The 16,646-nt window shown below is 62.8% G+C and carries 16 protein-coding genes; 9 read left to right on the forward strand and 7 right to left on the reverse strand.

All coding sequences use genetic code 11. The features are described 5' to 3' along the window. Positions 1–64: 64 nt before the first annotated feature. Positions 65–1,108 (reverse strand): zinc-dependent alcohol dehydrogenase family protein, encoded by a 1,044-nt coding sequence (locus G9X67_RS17735; RefSeq protein ID WP_138328555.1) that lies wholly within the window; start codon positions 1,106–1,108, stop codon positions 65–67. Positions 1,109–1,457: 349 nt separating this feature from the next. Between G9X67_RS17735 and G9X67_RS17740 the strand changes: the two genes are divergently transcribed. Next, entirely contained in the window at positions 1,458–2,345 is an 888-nt protein-coding gene (locus G9X67_RS17740) for a branched-chain amino acid aminotransferase (RefSeq protein ID WP_138328554.1), read from the forward strand. A gap of 345 nt (positions 2,346–2,690) precedes the next feature. On the opposite strand, the gene G9X67_RS17745 is transcribed toward G9X67_RS17740, so the two are convergent. Beyond that, positions 2,691–3,593, reverse strand: a complete 903-nt coding sequence (locus G9X67_RS17745) for a LysR family transcriptional regulator (protein ID WP_138328553.1) — start codon at positions 3,591–3,593, stop codon at positions 2,691–2,693. Positions 3,594–3,727: 134 nt separating this feature from the next. On the opposite strand from G9X67_RS17745, the gene G9X67_RS17750 reads away from it, so the two are divergent. The 4 genes from G9X67_RS17750 to nadE all read left to right on the forward strand — a co-directional run bounded on the left by G9X67_RS17750 (position 3,728) and on the right by nadE (position 9,079). Further along, a complete protein-coding gene (locus G9X67_RS17750) occupies positions 3,728–4,984 on the forward strand; it encodes an HlyD family secretion protein (RefSeq protein ID WP_171599327.1) in 1,257 nt (418 codons plus the stop codon). A gap of 98 nt (positions 4,985–5,082) precedes the next feature. Beyond that, positions 5,083–6,702, forward strand: a complete 1,620-nt coding sequence (locus G9X67_RS17755) for an MDR family MFS transporter (RefSeq protein ID WP_138328551.1) — start codon at positions 5,083–5,085, stop codon at positions 6,700–6,702. Between the two features lie 30 nt (positions 6,703–6,732). Continuing rightward, the gene (locus G9X67_RS17760) at positions 6,733–7,938 is read left to right on the forward strand and encodes an adenylate/guanylate cyclase domain-containing protein (protein ID WP_138328550.1); all 1,206 of its coding nucleotides are present in this window, start codon (positions 6,733–6,735) and stop codon (positions 7,936–7,938) included. Between the two features lie 307 nt (positions 7,939–8,245). After that, the gene (nadE, locus tag G9X67_RS17765; protein ID WP_171599328.1) at positions 8,246–9,079 is read left to right on the forward strand and encodes an ammonia-dependent NAD(+) synthetase; all 834 of its coding nucleotides are present in this window, start codon (positions 8,246–8,248) and stop codon (positions 9,077–9,079) included. A gap of 42 nt (positions 9,080–9,121) precedes the next feature. Here the strand turns inward: nadE and gstA are convergent, their stop codons facing one another. Further along, positions 9,122–9,805, reverse strand: a complete 684-nt coding sequence (gene gstA, locus G9X67_RS17770; protein WP_171599329.1) for a glutathione transferase GstA — start codon at positions 9,803–9,805, stop codon at positions 9,122–9,124. Positions 9,806–9,920: 115 nt separating this feature from the next. Between gstA and G9X67_RS17775 the strand changes: the two genes are divergently transcribed. Next, on the forward strand, positions 9,921–10,541 hold the full coding sequence (locus G9X67_RS17775; RefSeq protein ID WP_171599330.1) for a TetR/AcrR family transcriptional regulator: 621 nt from the start codon (positions 9,921–9,923) through the stop codon (positions 10,539–10,541). Here the strand turns inward: G9X67_RS17775 and G9X67_RS17780 are convergent. Continuing rightward, on the reverse strand, positions 10,538–11,776 hold the full coding sequence (locus G9X67_RS17780) for a multidrug efflux MFS transporter (protein WP_171599331.1): 1,239 nt from the start codon (positions 11,774–11,776) through the stop codon (positions 10,538–10,540). The two genes, G9X67_RS17775 and G9X67_RS17780, sit on opposite strands and share 4 nt — an antisense overlap. A 335-nt stretch (positions 11,777–12,111) precedes the next feature. On the opposite strand from G9X67_RS17780, the gene G9X67_RS17785 reads away from it, so the two are divergent. Next, on the forward strand, positions 12,112–12,456 hold the full coding sequence (locus G9X67_RS17785; RefSeq protein WP_171599332.1) for a nuclear transport factor 2 family protein: 345 nt from the start codon (positions 12,112–12,114) through the stop codon (positions 12,454–12,456). Between the two features lie 83 nt (positions 12,457–12,539). On the opposite strand, the gene G9X67_RS17790 is transcribed toward G9X67_RS17785, so the two are convergent. From G9X67_RS17790 to G9X67_RS17800, 3 genes are all read right to left on the reverse strand, one after another. Continuing rightward, positions 12,540–13,271, reverse strand: coding sequence for a sulfite exporter TauE/SafE family protein (locus G9X67_RS17790; RefSeq protein WP_171599333.1), 732 nt, complete (start codon positions 13,269–13,271; stop codon positions 12,540–12,542). 60 nt (positions 13,272–13,331) lie between these two features. Further along, entirely contained in the window at positions 13,332–13,985 is a 654-nt protein-coding gene (locus G9X67_RS17795) for a class I SAM-dependent methyltransferase (RefSeq protein WP_171599334.1), read from the reverse strand. A 274-nt stretch (positions 13,986–14,259) separates the two neighbouring features. Beyond that, positions 14,260–14,586, reverse strand: coding sequence for a hypothetical protein (locus tag G9X67_RS17800; RefSeq protein WP_138328542.1), 327 nt, complete (start codon positions 14,584–14,586; stop codon positions 14,260–14,262). A gap of 225 nt (positions 14,587–14,811) precedes the next feature. On the opposite strand from G9X67_RS17800, the gene G9X67_RS17805 reads away from it, so the two are divergent. Beyond that, positions 14,812–15,414 (forward strand): superoxide dismutase, encoded by a 603-nt coding sequence (locus tag G9X67_RS17805; protein WP_003557728.1) that lies wholly within the window; start codon positions 14,812–14,814, stop codon positions 15,412–15,414. 112 nt (positions 15,415–15,526) lie between these two features. Next, entirely contained in the window at positions 15,527–16,372 is an 846-nt protein-coding gene (locus G9X67_RS17810; protein ID WP_171599335.1) for a metallophosphoesterase, read from the forward strand. Positions 16,373–16,646: the final 274 nt, after the last annotated feature.

Raw genomic sequence — 16,646 nt, forward strand, 5'->3', positions numbered from 1 at the left:
TGTTGCTCTTCCCGCTCTCCCTCATTCCCGTGCTCGCCACGGGAGGGGAGGGTGGAATTATGCTTCATGAAAACCGGGTAATGACGCTGATGCCCGTGGCCTCAGCCTTGTCGAGCGCCATCAGCGCCGGCACGGCCTCCTCGAGGCTGACGCGGCGTCCGATCAGCTTCTGCGGCGCGATCTTGCCGGCCGAAAGCATCGACAGCATGGCGTCGTAGCGCCAGGCCTGCATGCCGTGGCTGCCGTAGATTTCCAGCTCGTGGCCGATTACCTGCGCCATTGGGATCTGCGGCGTCGCGTGTTCACCGAGCATCAGCCCCACCTGCACATGCCGTCCGCGACGGCGCAGATTCTTGATCGAATTGAAGCAGGTGACGGGATGGCCGAGCGCGTCGATCGAGACATGCGCGCCGCCCTTGGTGATCTCGCGCACCGCCTCCGCCACGTCGGCGACACCTGACGCATTGACCGTCGCCACCGCTCCGCACTCCCGCGCAAAGGCGAGCTTCTCTTCCGAAATGTCGATGCCGATCGCATTTGCCCCGAGCGCGGTGGCAATCATGATCGCCGACAGGCCGACGCCGCCGCAGCCATGCACGGCGATCCATTCGCCGGGCCCGGTGCGCGCCTGATCGGCGACGGCGCGAAACGAGGTGGCGAAGCGGCAGCCGAGACTTGCCGCCGTCGCGTCGTCGATCGTATCGGGCAGGTGCACCAGATTGGTGTCGGCATAATCGATCGCCACATATTCGGCAAACGACCCCCAATGAGTGAAGCCCGGCTGGAACTGGTTCGGGCAGACCTGCTGGTTGCCGGAATGGCATTCGCTGCAATGGCCGCAGCCGGAAACGAAGGGCACGGTCACCCGGTCGCCCACCTTGAAACGCATCACGCCGCGGCCGGTGGCGACGATCCGCCCGGCAAGCTCGTGTCCCGGCACGTGCGGCAGGCGGATATCAGGGTCGTGGCCCATCCAGCCGTGCCAGTCGCTGCGGCAGAGCCCGCTGGCGCCGACCGCTATGACGACACCGTCCTCTGTCGGTGTCGGATCGGCAACGGTGCGGATTTCGGGCGCCTGTTCGAAGGCTTCGTAGAACATGGCTTTCATCGGCGTTTTCCTTGCTGCCGAATGCATGGCGCCCGGAAGTGTGCAGCGGTTCCGGGATAACGGCATGCATAAAACAAAGAGCTTAAGAGCGTCGCATGGATCAAAGTCGATGGACGCTCTTAAGCGGCGGTTCCACCCATCATCGCATGCTGCAGCCAGCCATTCCAACATTCCATTCCATCATTTTTGCTGATGCACCCATCGCTGAAGCCGCTGTTGCTGCGCACGAATATTGCGGCCTGGCGGCATTCCCCGGCATTTTCTTGCTTCCGTGTTTCCGTTCGGGATTTGTCCTTGACCCGGCTTGCCGCGGCGGTTTTTCCTTCTCCGGCTTCAGGAGGAAACCATCATGGCCGTCGATACATCACCCCGCTCAACCACCTGGACTCATGTTGATGGAGAATGGCTCCCCGGCAATCCGCCGCTGATCGGGCCGACCTCGCATGCCATGTGGCTCGGCTCCACGGTCTTCGACGGCGCCCGCTGGTTCGACGGCATCGCGCCGGATCTCGACCTGCACTGCCAGCGCATCAACCGCTCGGCGCTCGCCATGGGCCTGAAGCCGGTGAAATCAGCCGAGGAGATCGTAGCACTCGCCTGGGAAGGCGTTGCCAAATTCGATGGCGCCACGGCGATCTATATCAAGCCGATGTATTGGGGCGAACACGGCGCGCCGGGCAGCGTCGTCTCCGTCGACGCGGAATCGACCCGCTTCGCGCTCTGCCTGTTCGAGGCGCCGATGGGCGGCCATGGCGGCACCAGCCTCACCGTCTCGCCCTATCGCCGCCCGTCCCCGGAAACGGCGATGACCGAGGCAAAGACCGGCTCGCTCTATCCAAACAGCGGCCGCATGATCGCCGAAGCGCGCAGCCGCGGTTTCGACAATGCGCTGGTGCGCGACCTGAACGGCAACGTCGTCGAGACCGCTTCCTCGAACGTCTTCATGGTCCGCGACGGCGTGGTGATGACGCCGGCCGCCAACCGAACCTTCCTCGCCGGCATCACCCGCGCCCGCGTCATCGGCCTGCTGCGCCAGGCCGGTTTCGACGTGCATGAAGCAGCGCTTTCCGTCGAGGATTTCATGCAAGCCGACGAGATCTTCACCACCGGCAACTATTCCAAAGTCGTCGGCGTCATCCGCCTCGACGACCGCGACCTCCAGGAAGGCCCGGTCACCCGCAAGGCGCTGGAGCTCTACATGGACTGGGCCCACGGCAGGAGTGAGAGCGAAGAGTGAGGAGAGGTCCCGCAAAGCGGGAGCAATCGATCCAGTGAATCGATTGCAACGACGAACGCCCGGAGCGCAAGCGCAGGGCCAGGGCGTTCCCCGGCAGAATCCGAGATCTGCGTCCACCCCCCTCTGCCCTGCCGGGCATCTCCCCCACAAGGAGGGAGATTGGCTGGGCGTGATGGCTTCTCCAAACAACTGGCCGTCACATGAATCGTGAACTTAGGGCGAGGCATGGCTTCTTGCCGATCTCCCCCCTTGTGGGGGAGATGCCCGGCAGCGCAGAGGGGGGTGCCAGCCACACCCGAGCCCATTCGCAAAAATGTGAGAGCAGGTCTACCCGGGGCGCACCCCTCACGTCATCCACTTCCGATGCTCCGCAAATCTCTCCGCCAAGAGGTCGATGAACAGCCGCACCTTGGTCGGCAGGTGGCTGCGGTTGGGATAGACGGCGTTGATGTTGAATTCCACCGGCCGGTAGTCCGGCATGATTTTCACCAGCCGCCCTTCGGCGATGTCGTCGAACACCACGAAACTCGGCGCCAGGAAGATGCCCCGCCCGGTCAGCGTCAGGAAACGCAGCATCTCGGCGCTATTGGAGACGACGTTGCCGCTGATCTTGACGCTTTCCTTGTTGCCGTCGCCATCCTCGAAGCGCCATTCGTCGCCATAGGGGTAATAGGCATATTGCAGGCAATTGTGCCCGGCGACCTCGGCCGGCGTCTTCGGCATCGGGTGGCTCTCGAAATAGGCCGGCGAGCAGACGAGCATATGGCGCCAGGGCGTCAGCTTGCGGGCGACGAGCGACGAATCCGGCGGCGGTACGGTGCGCATCACCAGGTCGTAGCCATCCTCGATCATGTCGACCATCCGCTCGCCGACGCTGAAATCGAGTGAGATCGACGGATAAAGTTCCATAAATTCGCTGACGACAGGCAGCAGGAAACGCACGATGGCACTGCTGGTATAGACCTTCAGCGTGCCACGCGGCGTCGTGCTCAGCGCCCCGGCCGTCCGGTCCGCCTCATCGAGTTCGGCCAGGATCTGTGACGAGCGCTCATAATAATATTTGCCGGTTTCGGTCAGGCTGACCTTGCGCGTCGTGCGGTTAAGCAGCCGCACGCCGAGCCGGTCCTCCAGCGATTGCACGTGATTGCCGACCATGGTGACGGACATGTTGAGCCGGCGGGCGGCGGCGGAAAAGCCGCCGCATTCCACCACGCGGCCAAACACCATGAGGCTTGTCAGCCGATCCATATTGCCCCCGGATTATCCGCTGAGAGTTGATGATCCTTCCCAATTTAAGCAGATTATCAGAATGAATGGCAGGGTGCATTTTCCTTTGCATCGAACAGGGCCTCAGAGAAGGCCAACGGTGAAGGAGAATTGCGATGGTCGAGTTACCCCACAGGCAAGCTTTTGAAACTGCCAGGCAAGCCGAGCAGATCCTGGCCGAGGAAGCCGCAAGGCCGCCCGCCGCCGAGGCGCCCCCCATGCCTGTCTCGGAAGCGCCGCCCCCCGAAGCGCCAGTTGCGGACGCACCGGTCGCGGATGCTCCCAAAAAGACCGGCCGCAAAATCGTCAAGCGCGCCGTCATTGCCGCCGCGCTGCTTGCCAGCGTCGCGTTTGCAGGCGATTTCGGCTACCGCTACTGGACGGTCGGCCGCTTCATCGAATCCACCGATGATGCCTATGTGAAGGCCGATTACACCACCGTCGCCCCAAAGGTCGCTGGCTATATCAAGGCAGTGCTCGTCAACGACAATGACGCGGTCAAGGCCGGCCAGGTTCTTGCCCGTATCGACGACCGCGACTTCCAGGCCGCATTGTCGCAGGCGAATGCCGATGTGAAGGCGGCCGAAGCCGCCATCACCAATATCGACGCCCAGATTGCCCTGCAGCAATCGGTGATCGAGCAGGCGAGGGCGACGGTCGATGCCTCGCAGGCCTCGCTCGATTTTGCCGTGTCCGATGCCGCCCGCTCGGCCCGCCTGATCACCAACGGTGCCGGCACCCAGTCTCGCGCCGAGCAGACCCAGTCGGCCCGCGACCAGGCCGCTGCCGCCGTCGAGCGCGACAGGGCAGCCCTCGTCACGGCTCAAAACAAGGTGCCAGTGCTGCAGACTGAGCGCGAACAGACGGTTGCCCAGCGCGACCGCGCTGCCGCCGCAGCCCAGCAGGCAGAGCTCAACCTCTCCTATACGGATATCGTCGCCGCCGTCGACGGCACGGTCGGCGCCCGGTCGATCCGGGTCGGACAGTATGTCACCTCGGGCACGCAGCTGATGGCCGTCGTGCCGCTGCATGCGGTCTATGTCGTCGCCAATTTCAAGGAAACGCAGCTGACCTATATCAGCCCCGGCCAGTCGGTCGAGATCAAGGTCGACAGCTTTCCCGACATCTCGATCAAGGGTCATGTCGACAGCGTTTCGCCGGCAAGCGGCCTGGAATTCTCGCTACTACCGCCGGACAATGCCACCGGCAATTTCACCAAGATCGTCCAGCGCATCCCGGTCAAGATCGTCATCGACGACGAGGCTCTGAGCGGCCTGCTGCGCTCCGGCATGTCGGTCGAGCCCGAAATCGATACCAAGGCTGCCCAAACCTCCGCGGCAGCTAAGGAGGGATCATCCAACCCTGCTGGATGATCCTTTCCCTTTTTCCCGAATGATCCCGATCATTCCCTGAATGATCACCCGAACCCCGTCATGAGAGAATTTTCCGCAAGAGCCGGAAGGAGTAGGTCATGGCCACTCTTCAGATCGCCGCCAACAGTAATGCGCTGGCGCCCCCCGCCGCCGTAGCGCCCGCGACACCTGCCGCGATGAGCCCGCTGCGCATGTGGGCAGCCGTTGTCGGCTCGACGCTGGGCGCCTTCATGGCCGTCCTCAACATCCAGATCGTCAATGCCTCGCTTGCCGATATCCAGGGCGCGATCGGCGCCGGGACGGATGATGGCGGCTGGATTTCGACCTCCTATCTGATCGCCGAGATCGTCGTCATCCCCTTGAGCGCCTGGCTGGCGCGCGTCTTCTCGCTCCGCAACTATCTGCTCACCAACGCCATCCTCTTTCTCATCTTCTCCGTTGCCTGCGCCTTCGCTGCCAATCTGCAGCAGATGATCATCCTGCGTGCCATTCAAGGCTTTTCCGGCGGCGTGCTGATCCCGATGGCCTTCACGATCATCATCACGCTGCTGCCCAAGGCCAAGCAGCCGATCGGCCTGGCCCTCTTTGCCCTTTCGGCCACCTTCGCGCCGGCGATCGGCCCGACGATCGGCGGTTATCTCACCGAGAACTGGGGCTGGGAGTATATCTTCTATGTCAACCTGGTGCCCGGCGCGCTGATGGTCGGCCTGCTCTGGGCCTCGCTCGACCGCGCGCCGATGAACCTGAAGCTGCTCGCCAAGGGTGATTGGCCTGGCATCATCACTATGGCGATCGGCCTGGCAGCCCTGCAGACCGTGCTGGAAGAGGGTAACAAGGAAGACTGGTTCGGCTCCGATTTCATCCTCCGCCTGTCTGTTATCGCCGCCGTCTCGCTGACGTTGTTCCTGATCATCGAGCTGAAAACCGCCAATCCGCTGCTGAACCTTCGCCTGCTGGTGCGCCGCAACTTCGGCTTCGGCATCGTCGCCAATTTCCTGCTCGGCATTGCGCTTTACGGCTCCGTTTTCGTGCTGCCGATCTACCTCACCCGCATCCAGGGCTATAATTCCGAGCAGATCGGCATGGTTCTCGCCTGGACTGGCATCCCGCAGCTGTTGCTGATCCCGCTGGTACCGCGGCTGATGAAGCATTTCGATGTCCGCTTGCTGATCGTCGTCGGCTTTGCCCTCTTCGCCGCTTCGAACTTCATGAACGTGCACATGACCGGCGATTATGCCAGCGACCAGCTGTTCTGGCCGAACATCGTCCGTGCCATCGGCCAGGCGCTCGTCTTCACGCCCCTCTCGGCGATCGCCACCGCGGGCATCGAGCGGGAGAATGCCGGTTCTGCGTCCGCGCTCTTCAACATGATGCGCAATCTCGGCGGCGCCGTTGGCATCGCCTCGCTGCAGACCTTTCTGTCGAAACGCGAGCAGTTCCACTCGAACATCCTGACCCACTCGGTCTCGGTCTTCGAGGAAGCCACCCGCGATCGTATCGCCAGGCTCACCGGCTACTTCATGAACCACGGCGTCAGCGATCAGGCGCTCGCCAGCCACAAGGCCGTCGTCGCCATCGCGCTGAAAATACGCAAGCAGGCCAATATCATGGCCTTCAGCGACACCTTCTTCCTGCTCGGCGTCGCCCTCGTCGTCGCCCTGGTTGCAACCCTGCTTCTGAAAAAACCCGGTCAACTCTCCGGCGGCGGCGCCCACTAGCGCCGTGCGGCCCTCAAGGAGGAGAAAGCCATGACGTCAGCGATCTATGCTCCCGATGCCGACAGGCTCCCGCCCAAGGCCGCCGGCCATGCCGTCAGCGTCGGCGCACTACTCTCGATCATCGAATGGCTCTCCGGCGATGAATGCCACGCGCTCGATGAAGCGGGCCTGGTCTCCGGCCTCGGCCGCCGGCTTCAGGCGCTCGGCCTGCCGGTCGACCGGCTGACCCTGCATCTGATGACGCTGCATCCAGAATTCATCGGCCGCACCATCGCCTGGGCGCCGGGCGAACCGGTCGAGATCCACGACCGCGAACACGGCGCGCGCGTCGCCATCGCCAATACGCCGCTGCGCAAGGTCATGGAAACCCGCGAACCGCTGGTGGTCGATACCAGAGAAAGCGTGCATGGCCGCTGGCAGCATATCGATGTCTTTGCCGATCGCGGCCTGATGCAGCTCGTCATCGCGCCGCTCTGCAATGTCGACGGCCCGGTCAGCGCCGCCGTCTTCGGCACACGGCGGCCGGGCGGCTTCACCGCCTCCGAGCGTGAGGTGATCGAGCGCATACTGCCGGCGCTACGCAACACCAGCGAACTCCGCATCCTTCGCCAGGTCGAGCTCAGCCTGCTCGATACCTATATCGGTCCGCTGACGGCAAGCCGCATTCTGGCCGGCCGCATCCGCCGCGACGAGATCGAATCGATGGAGGCAGCACTGCTGCTCTGTGATCTGCGCGGCTTTACCGAGCTGTCGAACCGGCTGCCCGGCAGCACCGTGCTCGGGCTGCTGAACGCCTATTTCGACAGGATCGTGCCGGCCATTACCCGCGAGGGCGGCGAAGTGCTGAAGTTCATGGGCGACGCCGTGCTTGCCTTCTTCCCGGGCTATGATGCCGCCCATTCCTGCGGCGCCGCACTGGCGTCGGCCCGCGCCATCCTCGATGAGATCGACCATTTCCAGTATGAGGGTATCGGCGTGAAGGCCGGCATCGCCCTGCATTATGGCGAGGTCAGCTACGGCAATGTCGGCTCCGGCCGCCGCCTCGATTTCACCCTGATCGGCGGCGACGTCAATCTGGTCAGCCGCATCCAGACCGCCTGCAGCGAACTGGGAGAGGCCCTGCTGATGTCGGCGCCGTTTCGCGACGAGGCCGGGGCAGGGGATGTAGTGTCGGTCGGGGCGCACAGGCTGAAGGGTTTTGCCGATCCGGTCGAACTGTTCACGATCGTGCGGTAGGTGTAGGCCCACCCCCCTCTGCCCTGCCGGGCATCTCCCCCACAAGGAGGGAGATTGGATGGGCGCGATGGTTTCCCCAAACAATTGCCCGTCACATGAATCGTAAATTGAGGGCGAGGCATGGCTTCTTGCCGATCTCCCCACCTGTGGGGGAGATGCCCGGCAGGGCAGAGGGGCTGCACCCACCGGGATATCAGACAGCCCACTTGCATAAAATGCATGGCAGGTCTGCCGGAAACGGTTTCGTCTTCCCCCATCTTTTCGCCATAGTGGCGCCGAAATTCCGTAAGTGGGGAGGAAGAGGCTTATGACTGTGCTGTTCGACGAACAAGGCGAGATCATCCGCGAACTGGGTGTCGCCGCCGACATCGACGCTGAGCGGGAGATCGAACGGCGAACCGCTTTCCTCAAGGATTATCTCGTCGCCTCGGGCATGCGCGGCTACGTCCTCGGCATAAGCGGCGGCGTCGATTCGCTGACGGCGGCGCTGCTGGCTCAGAAAGCGGTGCGCGAGCTGCGTGACAGCGGCTACGCGGCCGAATTCATTGCCGTGCGCCTTCCCTATGGTGTCCAGGCGGATGAGGCCGATGCGGTGAAGGCGCTGGAAACGATCGGCGCCGACCGCGCGATGGTGGTCAACATCAAGGCGCCGGCGGATGCGATGCTTGCCGCAGCACAGGACGGCGGCCTCGCCTTTGCCGATGCCGGCCGTCAGGATTTCATCCTCGGCAATATCAAGGCGCGCCAGCGCATGATCGCCCAGTTCGCCCTGGCCGGCGCCCTTGGCAGCCTCGTCATCGGCACCGATCATGCGGCCGAGGCGGTCATGGGCTTCTTCACCAAGTTCGGCGATGGCGCAGCCGATATCCTGCCGCTCGCCGGCCTCAACAAGCGCCGCGTCCGCCTGCTGGCAAAGCGGCTCGGCGCCCCGGACGAACTGGTCTTCAAGGTGCCGACCGCCGATCTCGAGGACCAGCGGCCGCTGCGCCCCGATGAGGAGGCCTATGGCGTGAGCTATGACGAGATCGACGATTTCCTCGAAGGCAAGCCGGTCGGCGAGATCGCCCGCCGCCGCATCCTCGCCGCCTATCGGGCGACCGCCCACAAGCGCGCTTTGCCGGTGGCGGTCAGCGCACTCTGACGGTCTTCCAGGGGCGAGATGCGCGCGCACCCGACCCGGGGTTTATGGCCTGACCGGCTCGCCCGTCCGTCCTGACGAGGCGAGATAGGCATGCGGCGCGAAATAGACGCCGTCCGCATCGAAGGCCTCGAGATCTTCGGCCTGCAGCGCCTCGCGCACCTTCGGCCGTGCCGCCACGCGGGCCATGAAGCCGTGCAGAGCCGGCCATTGCTTGAGATCGATGTCGGTCCAGGGCGACCAGTTCAGGCAGACGAAGAGATAGGCATCCGCCACGGTGAACGCATCGCCGGTGAGATAGGGTCCGGCAAGGCGACCGTTCAGCCAGGCGAGCCGCTTCGAGATCAGCGCGCGGACCTCCTCATGAACGCTGGAATAAATCGGATTGAAGAGCAGCACCATCGGCTTGTGCAGCTCGGCGGTGATGAAGTTGAGATAGGATTGCACCTCGTTGCGGCGGAGGTTGCCGACCTCAGGCAACAGGGCTGCCCCTTCGGGCACGCTGTCGGCGAGGAACTGCACGATGGCCGGCCCCTCGGTCAGCACCTTGCCGTCGTCGAGCATCAGCGCCGGCACATAGCCGTTGCCGTTGATCGCGAGGTAATCCTCGCCGTTGCTCGTCCTGTGGGTCTGCCGGTCGACCTGGACAAGCTCGATATCGAGCCCGAGCTCCCGGCAGATGATGTGCGGCGAAAGCGAACAGGCCGCGGCGTGCATGTAAAGTTTCATTGCGGTTTCCTCTCCTGGTGGAGGCGGTCGATGCCGCCCGCCGATGTCATTGAACATTTGTACTGTTTCGCATAAAATAATTCTCGTCAAGAATTTAATGCGAAACGGTACAAATATGAAAGACGAGAAGAAGCGCGGCCGCCCAAGAGCCTTCGATGCCAAGGCGGCGCTTGGAAAGGCGCGGGATGTCTTCTGGGACAGGGGGTTTGCCGCTGCCTCGCTCGACAATCTGAGTGCGGCCACCAACCTCAACCGCCCGAGCCTTTACGGCGCCTTCGGCGACAAGGAGGATCTCTATCTCGATACGCTGGAGGGCTATCGGCAGGACGGCATGAATACGCTCGCCGAAGCGCTCGACCCGTCATTGCCGCTGCGCGACAATATCGCCCGCGTCTATGCCGGTGCGCTGGCGATCTACCTGCACGGTGAAACCGCCGCCCGCGGCTGTCTGCTGATCGGCACGGCATCGGCCGAGGCGGTCCAGCATGAGCGGGTCCGCGAGGTGCTCGGCCGCAGCCTCAACGATTTCGACGACGAGATCGAAAAGCGCATGCGGTTTGGCGTGGAAAGGGGCGAGCTTCCGGAAAGCGCCGATCCGCAGATGCTTGCCAGGCTGGCCTCCGCCGTCATGCATTCGCTCGCCGTCCGCGCCCGCGCCGGCGACAGCCGCGAGACGCTGGAAGCAATCGCCCGGTCAGGCGTCGAGATGATTTGCGGGAGCGCCAATAATCCTTAGGTCGACTCCCGAGTCTCCGCATCCCTCGGCCGTACCATCCAGGCATAGGCTGCACCTGCGACAAGCAGCACGGAGGTGCCGAGGAACACCGCCCGCATGCCGATATGCCCGCCGACGAAACCGCCAAGGATGGGGCCAGCCACCTGGCCGACATATTGCGAGGATATGGAAAGCCCGAGCATGCTGCCGGCCGCACTGTCAGGTACGCTGTGGCGGATGACCGCGGCGATGCAGGGCAGCAGCCCGCCGAGCGCCACACCCATCAGGAAACGCAGGATGATCAGCTGCCAGGCGCTGGTGACGAAGGCCTGCGGGATCAGCAGCAGCCCGGCGACGGCGAGCGCGCCTGCTATGACAGGCCAGTGGCCGATCCTGTCGGCGAGCTTGCCGAGCCATGAGGCTGACAGAATGCTGCCGAGGGCGGCCGCCGACATGACGACGCCCGATACCATCGTCACCTGGGATTCGACGGGCACGAGCTGCGCGACATAGACGGTGATGATCGGCTCGATCGACATATTGGCAAACATCAACAGCATGCCGGTCGCCAGCATGGCGATGACGGGCCGCTTGTCGGCAATGGATTTCCAGCCGCCGCTGGCCTTGGCCGCTTTTTTGCGGGCCGGCGATTTCTCCTCCTTGATCAGGAAGGCTGTGGCGAGGAAGGCGAGGAAGATCATGCCGCCGGCGGCGAGGAATGTGCCGCGGATGCCGATGATGGGCGGCAGCGCCCCGCCGATCAGCGGCCCGACGAGATTGCCGGCCATGATGCCGGAGGAGAGCACGCCGAGCGCCCAGGCCGAACGATCCTTCGGCGTCTGCGTCGCCACCAGCACCATCGAGCCGGAGGCATAACCGCCGGCAAGCCCGACGAAGAGGCGCAGCGCCACCAGCTGCCAGACATTGCCGGCCATGCCCATCAGCGAGATCGCCAGCGTCATGCCGAGGCTGGCACGCACCAGCATCAGCTTGCGGCCGTAAATATCGCCAAGCTGGCCCCAGAGCGGCGCGACGAGAGCCGCGGCGAAAAAGGTGGCGCCATAGGCGATGCCCGACCATTGCACGATGTCAGCATGGTCGCTGACGCCGAGTTCCTCGACATAAAGCGGCAGGAAGGGAAGCAGCAGCGTCATCGCCACGATGGTGGTGAAGGAGCCGATCAACGAGATGGTGAGATTGCGCTTCCAGTAGATCGAGCCCGGCCTGGCGCTGGCGTCCCACTGCGTATCGGTCATTCTCTCGGCCTCGGCATTGATCGTGCAAGCGCGGGTTCCGCCGCGCCTGATGAAATGATGTGCCCTTTGCCGCGGCGAGGAGATCGGCGCGGGTGAATGTGTCCTGAAGATCGAGCTTTTCGAGGTCGAGCGCATAGGCCGTAGCGGTGCATGCGCTCGCCGTTCCAGGGCGGGCACGCGCTGATATAACCGCGCTATGGCCCATCCTTCAAGACGGCGCTTTCGCATCGGTGACCTGTCTTTGGAAATGAGAGCCGCAATCTGGACCCTCTCCGGCAAAAGTGCTAGAACATGACCAATTGCATAATGCAATCGGTTAATCCAAGGACATTTCCATGAGCGACATGCGCACATCCCGAGAGCAGACCGTCCGTCATCTCTACGCCGCCTATCTCGACGACCGCAAGGATATCGTCGGCGCTATGTTGACGGAGGATTTCACCTTCTCCAGTCCGCGTGACGACCACATCGACCGGGCGACCTATTTCGAGCGCTGCTGGCCGAAGGAGCCGGTCTTCCGCGGCTTTGACATCGAATTCCTGGCGATCGACGGCGACGAGGCGGTCATCCGCTACCGTGCCGAAAAACAGGACGGCGGCAGCTTCCGCAATATCGAGAGCTTTCGCTTCCGCGGCGACAAGATCGCCTCCGTGGATGTCTATTTCGGCCGGAATCTGTAACCCTGCAGCGCCGCGCGTCTTTTTAGACGCGCAAAGGACTCCGCAAAACTTTCAATCCTCGCATAGTGCTAGCGAGGCGGTCTTCACAGGAGCCGTATCGCCGAAGTGCCGATGATGATCATCGACACTGCCACCATCAGCGGCCGCACCGGCAGCCGTTTGACCAGGATCGCGCCGAAGGGGGCGGCGATGACGCCGCCGATGATCAGGCCGATCGCCGAATCGAGTTCCGACCAGCCGAGCGTCAGGATGAAGGTCAGGGAAATCGTCAGCGTCACCGCGAATTCGGTGAAATTGGTCGAGCCGATCACCCGTTTCAGGTCATGGCCGCGGCTGACGAGCGAACTGGTGACAATCGGCCCCCATCCGCCGCCGCCGATGGCATCGAGCACGCCGCCGCAAAACCCGACCGGCGGCACGATCCAGTCGCGGACATCCCGCTTCGGCGGTGGCCGAAAGGCCTTGTAGAGGATCACCAGTCCGATCGCGATCAGATAGGCCGACACGAAGGGCGCGATCACCTTGCCGTCGATATTGGCCAGCAGATAGGCGCCGATCGCGCCACCGATCATGCCGGCCGGTGCGAGCCGCGCCACCAGGCGCCAGTCGACGTTGCGATGATAGGCATGCGAGAGGCCCGACGCGGCGGTGGTGAACATTTCCGCCACATGCGTCATGGCGCTGGCATTGGCGACCGGCACCCCGAAGGCGAGAAGGCTCGTCGTCGACAGCACGCCGAAGGCCATGCCGAGCGCACCGTCGACGATCTGCGCGCAGAAACCCACGACGATGAAAAAGAAGAAATCCGATGTCATGCAGTCCCCTCAGACGAACGGTAGCATCAGAATAAGCGACGCGGAAAAAAATTTCCGCTCTTAACCGGCAAGTCCACGCTGCTTCAGCCGGATGATCTTGAAGAAGCCGTTCGGAAAGACCGGCAGGATATCGGCAGCGGCAAAATCGCCGCGGCGCTCGGCCCAGGCGACGATGCGGTGAATGCGGAAGGCGGAGGACCAGCCGATGTGACGCACCAGCGGCGCCACCGCCGTCTCGATCGCGCCCTGCAGACCGGCGCCGTCGCCAAGCTTGCTGGCGAGGATGATCTCGCCGCCCGGCCTCAGCATCCTGGCGCATTCGTCCAGCGCCCGTTCGGGTTCGGGGATGAGCGTGATGACGAAGGGCAGGCAGACCGCATCGAAAGACCGGTCGGCAAAGGTGAGCGCATGCGCATCCATCACCTCCAGCGCCTGCACATGCTGAAGGTTTTCGCGTTTCGCCTTTTCACGCGCCCGCTCAATCATGTGTTTGGAGATGTCGATGCCGGTCACCCGGCAGTGGCGCGGGTAATGCCCGAGCGTCAGGCCGGTGCCGACGCCGATCTCCAGAATGTCGGTGCCGGCCGCGGCGGCGAGGGCAGCGAGTTTGCGGTGGCCATCGCGCAGGATGCCGCGATAGACCCGGTCATAGACCGGTGCCCAGTGCTGATAGATTTTTTGCTGATCTTCCGCCCTGCTGCGAAGCTCTGACATGCCGGCACCTCCCACAGCGCCACGCGCCTTTCAGACGCCCAAAGGACGCGAACACTTTGAATTGCTGCATAATTCCAGGAAAAGGGGTTTTCCAGGAATTGCATAAAACAAAAGATTTGAGCGGTTCTGCGCTTCCATGAAAAAGCCGAACCACCCTAAAGCCCAGCCTTTCAACTCCTAAGGATAGGCTCCGGTTCCCCACGAAATGTGACGCAGGGCACAGATTCTCACTTGCGATCACTTTGAGGGAACCTGGGGGCAATCCCGCGGCAGCCTATTTTGCCGGCGCGAGACCGAGCTGTTTGGCGTCCAGTTCGCTGCCGATCTCGACGGTTTTCTTTTGTTTGTCGTAGACGCAGATCTGGGCGATCAGTCCCTTGGCGCCCTTCGGCTTGCCTGTCACCAGGGCAAGGCCATAATGCGAGCTGCCGAAGGGATCGACGGTGGCGCTGGGTTTTTCGATGCTGACCGCTGCCTTCTTGCATTTAGCCTCGACGTCTGCGGCGAGCTGCTTCCAGGCCTCATCGGAGGAGGCATGCGCCGCACCTGAAAGTGAAAGCAGCGCGGCGGCAGCGAGAGGCTGGATTATATTCCTGTTCATATCGGGTCTCCGTTGATCTTCATAAAGGCAAAAGTGGTTTTCGGCGTGGGTATTCCCATTGATTTGCCCAAGCGATTTCTACGCGCGACTCCAACCCTGCAACTGAGGCAAATTTTCCTCCGGCCGGTCGTTTTTTGATAATTCGCCGGTTGCCTCTCCCCCTTTCCCCTCCTATGTTCCGCCTCACCTGCCGAGACGCAATCTATTGCCAAGAGGAGATCTGACATGGCTTTCGAATTGCCTGAACTTCCCTATGATTACGAAGCGCTTGCTCCCTTCATGTCGAAGGAAACGCTGGAGTTCCACCACGACAAGCACCACAAGGCCTATGTCGACAACGGCAACAAGCTCGCCGCCGAAGCCGGTCTTTCGGACCTCTCGCTCGAAGACGTCGTCAAGAAGTCCTTCGGCACCAATGCCGGCCTCTTCAACAACGCGGCCCAGCACTACAACCACATCCACTTCTGGAAGTGGATGAAGAAGGGCGGCGGCGGCAACAAGCTGCCGGGCAAGCTCGAAGCGGCCTTTGCCTCCGATCTCGGCGGCTACGATAAGTTCAAGGCCGATTTCGCCACTGCCGGCGCCACCCAGTTCGGCTCCGGCTGGGCCTGGGTATCCGTCAAGAACGGCAAGCTCGAAATCTCCAAGACCCCGAACGGCGAAAACCCGCTCGTTCACGGCGCCACCCCGATCCTCGGCGTCGACGTCTGGGAACACTCCTACTACATCGACTATCGCAACGCCCGCCCGAAGTATCTCGAGGCCTTCGTCGATAGCCTGATCAACTGGGACTACGTCCTGGAACGCTACGAAGAAGCCACGAAGTAAACGGCGTCAGCCTGTTTGAATTTGACACCCGGCGCCCCCAAAAGCGCCGGGTGTTTTGTTTGGAGAGGCAAGCCGTCACATGCCTGTCATCGGCCACTACTAATCACGCCCCATGTCTTCCTCTGCTTCTCCCCTGTTCCGCTTCGGCATCATCGCCGACCCGCAATATGCGGCGATCGCGCCGCATGTGGCGATGGATCGTTATTACGCCAACAGCCTCGCCAAGGTTGCCGCGGCGATCGAGGTCTTCAACGACGAAGAGCTGAGCTTCGTCATGACGCTCGGCGATGTCATCGACCGCAGCTTTTCAAGCTTCGACGATATCCTGCCGGTCTATGAGAAGCTGAGGCACGAGGCGGTCTTCCTGCTCGGCAACCACGATTTCTCCGTCTCTGCAGGACACTTGTCCGAAGTTGCCGCGCGCCTCGGCATGCCATCGCCCTATTACAGCTTCTTGCGCCACGGCTGGCGCTTTATCGTGCTCGACGGCAACGAGGTCAGCATCTTCGCGCCGCCCGAAGGCCATCCTCATCGCGCCCTTGCCGCTGAGATGCTGGCGGAGTTGCAGGCAAAAGGTGCGAGGAATGCCCATCGCTGGAATGCCGCGCTGAGCGACGAACAATTCGCCTGGCTTGGCGATGAAATCGCAAAAGCGGCCGTGGCTGGCGAGAAGGTGATCGTCATGAATCACTATCCGGTGCATCCGCCCGGTGAGCACGACATGTGGGACAGCGACCGCATCGTCGCCCTGCTCGCCTCTGAGCGCAATGTCGTCGCCTATCTCAACGGCCACGACCACGTCGGCAATTACGGCATGGCCGGCGGCTGCCACTTCGTCAATTTCAAGGGCGTGGTCGACACCGAGACGGAAAACGCTTTCGCCATCGTCGAGGTCCATCCCGACCGCATCGAAATCCGCGGCTTCGGCCGGGAAGAGAGCCGTACGCTGGCTTATTAGCGGCGAAAGATTGCTGACAAGGTCTGCCTACCTCGTCGTGCTCGGGCTTGTGCCACGTATCCATAACAGGAATTGACCGAGGTAATGCGGGGCGCTTCCCCCGATAAAGCACCCAACGCGCCGGCGGCGAGTTTAGCGGAACGCACCCCCACCCTCCGTCATCCTCGGCCTTGAGCCGAGGATCCATGCCCGCTGCTGATGGAGGTCGGCGTGGATCCTCGGGTCAGGCCCGAGGATGACGGAGGGTGGGGCAAATGTCGGCAGTCCTCTCGGC

This window comes from Rhizobium sp. WYCCWR 11152 (assembly GCF_013087615.1).
Taxonomy (GTDB): domain Bacteria; phylum Pseudomonadota; class Alphaproteobacteria; order Rhizobiales; family Rhizobiaceae; genus Rhizobium; species Rhizobium indicum.